5 protein-coding genes and 1 pseudogene are annotated in these 5,072 nt (G+C 62.4%); 2 read left to right on the forward strand and 4 right to left on the reverse strand.

What is annotated here, in order from left to right:
• From AC2FM3_RS17690 to AC2FM3_RS17705, 4 genes and pseudogenes are all read right to left on the reverse strand, one after another.
• Nucleotides 1-116, reverse strand: a pseudogene (locus AC2FM3_RS17690) (hydroxyproline-2-epimerase); the annotation flags it as partial.
• Nucleotides 107-1,066 carry a dihydrodipicolinate synthase family protein gene (locus tag AC2FM3_RS17695; RefSeq protein ID WP_496684528.1) on the reverse strand — a complete coding sequence of 320 codons (960 nt, stop codon included), beginning with the start codon at nucleotides 1,064-1,066 and terminating at the stop codon, nucleotides 107-109. The pseudogene AC2FM3_RS17690 and the gene AC2FM3_RS17695, both read right to left, overlap by 10 nt.
• A 122-nt stretch (nucleotides 1,067-1,188) precedes the next feature.
• Nucleotides 1,189-2,247 carry an ABC transporter ATP-binding protein gene (locus AC2FM3_RS17700; protein ID WP_496684531.1) on the reverse strand — a complete coding sequence of 353 codons (1,059 nt, stop codon included), beginning with the start codon at nucleotides 2,245-2,247 and terminating at the stop codon, nucleotides 1,189-1,191.
• Nucleotides 2,244-3,038, reverse strand: a complete 795-nt coding sequence (locus AC2FM3_RS17705) for an IclR family transcriptional regulator (protein WP_496684533.1) — start codon at nucleotides 3,036-3,038, stop codon at nucleotides 2,244-2,246. The genes AC2FM3_RS17700 and AC2FM3_RS17705 overlap by 4 nt, the downstream gene beginning before the upstream one ends.
• A 142-nt stretch (nucleotides 3,039-3,180) precedes the next feature.
• On the opposite strand from AC2FM3_RS17705, the gene AC2FM3_RS17710 reads away from it, so the two are divergent.
• Nucleotides 3,181-4,440, forward strand: coding sequence for an ABC transporter substrate-binding protein (locus tag AC2FM3_RS17710; protein ID WP_496684536.1), 1,260 nt, complete (start codon nucleotides 3,181-3,183; stop codon nucleotides 4,438-4,440).
• A gap of 91 nt (nucleotides 4,441-4,531) precedes the next feature.
• Nucleotides 4,532-5,072, forward strand: a 541-nt coding sequence (locus AC2FM3_RS17715; RefSeq protein WP_496684539.1) for a carbohydrate ABC transporter permease, incomplete at its 3' end; no start/stop codon positions are given.

Consider the following 5,072-nt stretch of genomic DNA (forward strand, 5'->3'; position numbering starts at 1 on the left):
TGGTCGCGGGCCAGCCTCCCGGCCCGGTCGGCCAGCGGGCCGCTGCCCAGATCCGGCCCGCCCTCCAGGATCACCCGCGTGGGTTCGCCGCCGGTATGGCTGTCGATCACATGCATTCGGCGATCACCCCGCCCTGCCGCGACCAGTCCGCGAACCAGTTGCGGAACAGCGCATATTGTTGCTCGCAATAGCGGCGCTGCGCGTCGCTCAGCTCGTCGGTCTCGTTGAAATGCAGGCGGTATTCCTCTTCGCCGTTCAGCACCAGCAGGTATTTGTAGTACAGCACCAGGTCGGTGCCCTCGTCGAAACTGGACAGCACGCCAAGCGCCTCGTCCAGTTCGCGGGCGCGCAGGCGGGCCTCGGCATGGCCTTCGGCCGCCTTTTTCGACAGCGCCGCCAGCAACAGCGCCTCTTTCGGCAGCGCGGTGCCAATGCCGGTGATCGACCCGGTGGCCCCGCAGTTGACGAAGCCGTTGTAGACCTCGGTATCGACGCCGACCATCAGCGTCACCTCATCATCGCGGCTGGTGATGTGCTCGGCCGCATAGCGCAGATCGGCGCTGCCGCCGAATTCCTTGAAGCCCACCAGGTTGGGGTGTTCGGCCCGCAGCGCAAAGAACAGATCGGCGCGGGTGGCAAAGCCGTAGACCGGGCTGTTGTAGATGATCGCGGGCACGTTGGGCGCCGCCGACAGGATGGCCTTAAAATGGTTGCGCTGCGCCGCCAGCGAGCTGCCGCGCGACAGCACCCGCGGAATCACCATCAGCCCCACCGCACCGACTTTCTGCGCATGCCCCGCATGCGCCACCGCCGAGCGCGTGTTGATCGCCCCCGTGCCCACCACGACTGGAAGGCCCGCCTGCACCAGACGCTCGACACCTTCCATACGCTGGTCATCGGTCAGCAGCGGCCAGTCGCCCATCGACCCACAATAGACAACCGCGGACATCCCCGCCTCGATCATCTGCTGCCCTTTGCGAACCAGAGCGTCATAGTCAGGGGTTCGGTCGGCCTTGCACGGCGTCATCAAGGCCGGCATCGTGCCCGAGAAAACATTTGGTCGCATCGGCAGTCCTTTTCTTGCAGATCCTGCCTCTGCGTTAGCGGTTTTCGGGTTCGGAATCCACGGGAATCACAGCGCGTCCAGCCCCCGGCCCGGCGCGTGTGGACGTGGTTGTCGAGGACCGTTCAGCGCAGCCGCTGGCCGGTTTCGGAATCGAACAGCATTGCGCGTTCGGGCCGGACCGAAATCCCGATCCGCTCGCCCGTCTTGCTGCGCTGGTCGTCGCGCTCTTCGACGATCAACTTGTCACCATTTGGCGTCAGAAGATAGCTGTAGGACACGCCGCCTAGCGCCTCGGTCAGATCGACGGTGCAGCTGTCACCGGACCGATCGACGCCGATATGTTCCGGGCGGATCCCCAAGGTCACCTTCCTGGCATCAGCCGGCACCCCTTTTGTCACGGGAATCGTGTCCGTCAGGGCGGGATGGCGCACCGTTCCATCGACGACATCGCATTCCAGAAAGTTCATTGCGGGCGAGCCGATGAACCCCGCCACGAACCGGTTGTCGGGGTCGCGATACAGATCCATCGGAGCGCCGACCTGCTCGATCCGGCCATCGCGCAGCACGACGATCTTGTCGGCCATCGTCATCGCTTCGACCTGGTCGTGGGTGACGTAGATCATCGTCGCGCCGATCTCTTGGTGCAATCGAGCGATTTCGACCCGCATTTCTACGCGCAACTCGGCATCGAGGTTCGACAGCGGCTCGTCAAACAGGAAAACCTCGGGGCCGCGCACGATGGCCCGGCCGATGGCGACCCGCTGACGCTGCCCACCCGACAGGGCCTTGGGCTTGCGCTTGAGATACGGGTCCAGTTTGAGGATTTCTGACGCTTCGGCCACCTTCCGGTCGATCTCGGCCTTGGGCACGCCGTTCATGCGCAGACCAAAGCCCATGTTCTCGGCCACGGTCATGTGCGGATACAAGGCATAGGTCTGGAACACCATCGCCACGCCGCGCTTGGCCGGGTCCATGTGGGTCACGTCACGCTGACCGATGCGGATTTCGCCCTCGGTGGTTTCCTCCAGCCCGGCGATCATCCGCAACAGGGTGGATTTGCCACAGCCCGACGGCCCGACGAAAACGCAGAACTCTCCGTCCTCGATTTCCAGATCAATGCCGTGAATGACCTGGGTCTGGCCATACCGCTTGATTGCGCCCTTCAGGGTAACGCCTGTCATGATGCTTGCATCCTGTCCTTGCGGCCCTCGGGGAACCGCCATGCTTCGGCTTCGGCCCCGATCTGGTCGGCGGCACACCGCACCCGAGGGACCCATTTCTTCAACTGATCGAAATCCATGCGCTGGGTCGACCCGGTGATCGAGATCGCCCCCAGCATCCGTCCGCCCGATGTCAGAATCGGACAGGCCACGCAGATGATGCCGGGCTCGTGCTCTTCATCATCCATGGCAAAGCCCCGTTGGCGGATCCGGGCCAGATCGGCCCTCAATTCGGCCTCGGAGGTCAGCGTCCTGTCGGTGAAGCGGTGAAAGCTTTGCTGCGAAATCGCCTTGTCCAGCAGGTCGTCATCCAGATAGGCAAGCATCGCCTTGCCCACGCCGGTGCAATAGGCCGGGCCGACCTTTCCGGCTTCGGAATACATCTCGACCGGGTTCCTGGCGTTGCGCTTGTCCACATACAGAACCTGACTGGAATCAAGCTGCGCAAGGTGCACCGTCTCGCCGGTTTCCAGGCTGAGCGCATCCAGGATCGGCCGCGCGATCGGCGCCAGAGAGCTTTGCGTCCAGGCCGAATGCGCCAGCCGCACCAGCCGCAGCCCCGGCGAATAGGTCTGCCGGTCTGGGTCGTAAGACAACATGCCCTGATTGGTCAGCGACTGCAGAAACCGGTACAGGGACGCCTTGGGAAAGCTGCTACTTTCCAGCAATTCGGCGAACCGCACAGGCCGGCCGAACGCCGCGACCTGCTCCAGCACCTCACATGCCTTGCCGATGGTTCCGTCACCTGCCACGGGTCTGAACTCTCCTCCACCTCCCCTTGCGGACGGGCCGCGAGGGTATTGACAAGCCTAGCCGATTCGATGTGTAGTTTTCAATATATAAAACTTGGTTTCACTATTTGGAACCGCTAAATGGAAGCTAAGGGAGGAAACCATGCATTCCATGTTCAAGCGCACGACGGCGGCACTGGCTGTCAGCGTGGCAATTGCAGCCCCGGCCGCGGCGGAACTGACCGGCGAGCTGCGCATTTTCCTAGACACGTCGAACCCCGCGCCGCGCGCGACGATGGAGGCGATGATCGGCCGGTTCGCCGAGAAACACCCCGGGCTCGAGATCGAGACCACCGTGATCGACCGCGAAGCCTACAAGACCCAGATCCGCAACTTCCTGACCGCCGACACGCCTGACGTGGCCACTTGGTACGCGGCCAACCGCATGCGTCCCTATGTCGAGGCGGGTCTGTTCGAGGACGTATCGGACCTGTGGGCCGAGCCGGAAATCGCCGAAAACTTGGCCTCGACCAAGGGCGCGATGACCATCGACGGCAAGCAGTGGGGCGTGCCCTACACCTACTATCAGTGGGGCGTCTACTACCGCAAAGACATCTTTGACGAGCTGGGCCTGTCCGAGCCGACCACTTGGGAAGAAGAACTGGCCAACTGCCAGAAGATCGTCGACTCGGGTCGCGCCTGCTATACCATCGGCACCAAGTTCCTGTGGACGGCTGGCGGCTGGTTCGACTACCTGAACATGCGCACCAACGGCTTCGACTTCCACCAGCAACTGGCCAATGGCGAAGTCAGCTGGGAAGACGACCGGGTCAAGCAGACCTTCGCCAACTGGAAGCAGCTGATCGACATGGGCGCGTTCATCGACAACCACCAGACCTACAGCTGGCAAGAGGCCCTGCCCTTCATGGTTCAGGGTGATGCAGCGGCCTATCTGATGGGCAACTTCGCGGTGGCTCCGCTGCGCGAGGCCGGTCTGACCGACGACCAGTTGGACTTCTACCAGTTCGTCGCGATCAACCCCGATGTCGAGCTGGCCGAAGATGCGCCGACCGACACGTTCCACATCCCGGCGAACGCGTCGAACAAAGAAGCCGCGCGCGAGTTCCTGCGCTTCGTCGTCTCGGCCGAGGAGCAGACCGAAATCAACAACGGCAAGAACCTCGGACAGCTGCCCGTCAACGCCAAATCCTCGGTGGACGACGACAAGTTCCTGCAGGAAGGCTTCAAGATGCTGTCGACCAACAGCCCCGGCGGCGTCGCCCAGTTCTGGGATCGCGACGCACCGGCGGAAATGGCCAAAGTGTCGATGGAAGGCTTCCAGGAGTTCATGGTCAAGCCGGACAACCTGGACAGCATCCTGGCCAAGCTGGAACGCGCACGTCAGCGCATCTACGACAACTGATCGGGTGGTGGCCGGGGCAACCCCGGCCACACCATAGCCAAGCGCAGGACGGGCACAATCCCGTCCCGCCTTCTCCAAACCGGGATTGACCATGACCGCCGTCGACGTCACCGAACACGAAAGCTGGTTCCACAGAAATCAGCAACGTATCGCACCCTGGCTGTTTCTGGCTCCGGGCGTGCTGTTCTTCATGGTCTACGTGATCATCCCCGTTTTCCAGTCCTTCAACCTGTCGCTTTACGAATGGGACGGGCTGGGCGCCGCCGAATATGTCGGCATGCGCAACTATGAAGACCTGTATTGGGAATGGGTCGACCGCGACGCCTTCTATGTCTCGTTGAAGAACAACCTGGTCTGGCTGGTCATGTACCTGCTGGCGATCCCGGCCGGCCTGTTCATCGCGCTTTTCCTCAACCAGACGGTCTGGGGCATCCGGCTGTACAAGTCGCTGTTCTTCTTTCCCTTCGTCATCAGCCAAGTCGTGGTCGGGCTGGTCTTTACGTGGTTCTACGACCCCACATTCGGCCTGCTCAACGAGTTTCTCAGCTGGTTCGGGCTGGGCCCTGTGAACATCCTGGGGGATGAGCGCTTCGTCACCTACGGCATAATTTTCGCGGGACTCTGGCCGCAGA

Source organism: Ruegeria sp. BHSB172, assembly GCF_059613165.1.

Bases quoted from the DNA above. Each gene is read 5' to 3' on its own strand.
- AC2FM3_RS17700 (WP_496684531.1), bottom strand. From the start codon at position 2,247: ATGACAGGCGTTACCCTGAAGGGCGCAATCAAGCGGTATGGCCAGACC.
- AC2FM3_RS17710 (WP_496684536.1), top strand. From the start codon at position 3,181: ATGCATTCCATGTTCAAGCGCACGACGGCGGCACTGGCTGTCAGCGTG.
- AC2FM3_RS17695 (WP_496684528.1), bottom strand. From the start codon at position 1,066: ATGCGACCAAATGTTTTCTCGGGCACGATGCCGGCCTTGATGACGCCG.